Genomic DNA, 2,570 nt, shown 5'->3' on the forward strand with positions numbered 1-2,570 from the left:
TCGGCCTCGGCGTGCTGAACGGCGTGGTCATCGCCATCGCTGCAACACTGGTCTACCTCATCTTGCAGACCATGTATCCGCACGACGCCATGCTGGGCCGCATCCCCGGGCGCGACGGCTTCTACAAACTGCATCGCATGACCGAGGCACGTCCGGTTCCAGGCTTCGGTGCCTGCATGGTTCAAGATAGTCTGCTTTTCTACAACGCCGATTACGTCCGCGAGCGCCTCGAGGTGATCGCCGAGAGCCTGCCGCAACCCGCCCGCTGGCTGGTGATCGATGCGAGCGCCATCCCGCAAATCGACAGCACCGCCGCGGACATGCTTGGAGAGTTGCAGAGCGACCTGAAGAACCGCGGCGTCACGCTCGGCCTGGCCGAGTTGCATACCGATGCGCGCGCCCTGCTCGAGCGCTCCGGGGTCGTCGAGAAGATCGGCCCGGGTATGATCTTCGAGGGAATGGAAGATGCGCTCGACGCTTACGAGACCAAATACGGGCGAAACCACGGTCCGACCGGTTCTATCGAGATCAAGCCAGATGACCATGTCCAAATGGGAGGGAAGAATGGGCAAGCATGACGGCAAGAAGAAGAAGGGCAAAGACAAGAGCGAAGCCTTGCGCTTGCGCTCGCTTCAAGATGGTGCGCGGTTGGGGACGCAGCATGGATGACAGGAATTCATGTCAACAAACCCACAGCACCGTCACTGAGTGTGAGGCGCGTGCTGCACTTGACTGTATGCTTGCCGATAGCCACTTCCATGCGAGCGAACGTCACCGGAAACTTCTGCAGTACCTTGTCGATGAATTCTTCGCCGGCCGCTCCGGGCGGATCAAAGCCTATACGATAGCGATAGATGTTTTCGGCCGTCCAACCACCTTCGATCCGGCAGCCGATCCCATCGTGCGTGTTGAGGTCTCGCGCCTGCGCGCCTCACTAGCGCAATATCACGATACCGTTGGCGAGAAAGTTGGGCTCCGCATCGAGCTGCCCAAGGGCAACTACGTTCCGCATTTCGCACCCAGCGGCCGGTCCCCTACCCGTACAGGAACCGCGATCTCGCCTGTAGAGGTGAGGCTCAAGCCGTCGGAACAGGCGGCAATCCCTGCCACCGTCCAGCCGAAACGCCGTCGCTTCACTCTGGTTGCGGGCGCTGTCGCAGGAGCCGCGGCTATGGGCGGCGGGGCCTATCTCGCGGTCGTTGAGCGCTTTCCCTGGCAACCGGTGCTTTCTGCCAAGCCGACAATCGTCGTCGCCGTTGACGCCGCAAACGGAGCCGACACCGGAGAACAGAGGAAGGCCAGCGAAGATCTAGTCAATGCACTATCGCATTTCTCTGCCGTGCGAACGCAGATTTCGGCTGCCGGCGCTGACGAAGCGTGGCAGAGCAGCAACGAATACCACGTTTCAATCGATTACGATGTCGCCCCGCACGAACATCGGCTTTCGTGGCAGGTTGTCGATGCGCAAAGCAAGGAGGCGCTGAGAGCGGGCACGGCGAAAGCCGACATCGACAATAGCAGTGACGCCCGCGCAGTCCAGGAAAAGCTGCTGATCCACCTCGCCCGCTCGCTGGCGGGCGAGGAAGGGGTCATCGTCAGCCTTGAGGCAGCGCGGCAGCTCGTGACACCGTCGATCGGTTACGGCTGCGTGCTCTTGGCCGATGTCGCGCTGGCACGGATCGACCCGGAAGGCTTGGCTTCGGCACACGCTTGCCTGGAAAAATCGGTGACCTATCAAGCCGCCGATCCGGATGTGCTTGCAAGCCTGGCCAGGGTGCTGGTGGCGACCGGCGAGGCGAGGACCTCACCGACGGTGGCAGCGCGGGCGATGAAGCTCGCTGATAAGGCCGTGGCTCTCGCACCGCAATCAAGCCAGAGCTATGTTGCCCAGATGCAGGCGCGCTTCGCAACCGGCGACAAGAAGGCGGCGTTTCTATCGGGCCGCCGCGCCGCTGCACTTAATCCGCTGGATAATGCCATTCCGGCTCGGCTTGGCCTGCTGCTCTTCGTCAGTGGGCAGTATTCGAAGGGCGTGCGCCTCGCGCAGGCTGCGGAAGCGCGCTGCGAGTATTTGCACCGCGACGCAGCACTGACCCTAGCGCTGGACGACTACCGAAACGGCAGGTATCGCGAAGCGCTGACGCGCGCGCGGCAACTCGCCAATCCCGCCGATGTCGCGGTCAACCTCATACGTATAGCAGCGGCTGGTCAACTCGGCCTGACCCGTGAGACGACCACCGCCCTCGACGGGCTGCGCTGGAGCAAGAATGGTTTGCCGCGGTCAGCTGAGAGCGAACTTGCTGCGCGTGGATACGCGCCGGACTTGATCGCGTTGATCGGCGGGGGTGTGAGCAAGGCGGGCGTTCGCTTTGCCAGTCTGCCGTAAGTCTGCATGGAAAGCCTAAATGTGCCTTAGAACTTGATTCGGGCACCTCCAAGAACGGCGAAGCTATCTTGAAGATCGGCGGTCTCCTGGTCGAGCGAATAGGTCCGGGCTCCAAGGTAGAGTTCCGTCTGTAGATAGTCGAGGTTCTGGACAATCTGCGCGCCGAAGGAATCGCTCTTGCTGC

2 protein-coding genes are annotated in these 2,570 nt (G+C 61.8%); both read left to right on the top strand.

From position 1 onward, the window contains the following. Positions 1 to 578 (top strand): sodium-independent anion transporter (locus IB262_RS35360; RefSeq protein ID WP_192494568.1); only part of this gene is annotated, 578 nt, incomplete at its 5' end. An 83-nt stretch (positions 579 to 661) separates the two neighbouring features. Next, the gene (locus IB262_RS35365; protein WP_192494569.1) at positions 662 to 2,386 is read left to right on the top strand and encodes a hypothetical protein; all 1,725 of its coding nucleotides are present in this window, start codon (positions 662 to 664) and stop codon (positions 2,384 to 2,386) included. The last annotated feature ends 184 nt before the right edge of the window (positions 2,387 to 2,570 follow it).

It is taken from the genome of Ensifer sp. ENS02 (assembly GCF_014851885.1).
Classification (GTDB): domain Bacteria; phylum Pseudomonadota; class Alphaproteobacteria; order Rhizobiales; family Rhizobiaceae; genus Ensifer; species Ensifer adhaerens.

What these genes read in the sequence shown, in the direction of transcription:
- IB262_RS35365 (WP_192494569.1), top strand. Translation starts at nt 662, where the DNA reads ATGGATGACAGGAATTCATGTCAACAAACCCACAGCACCGTCACTGAG.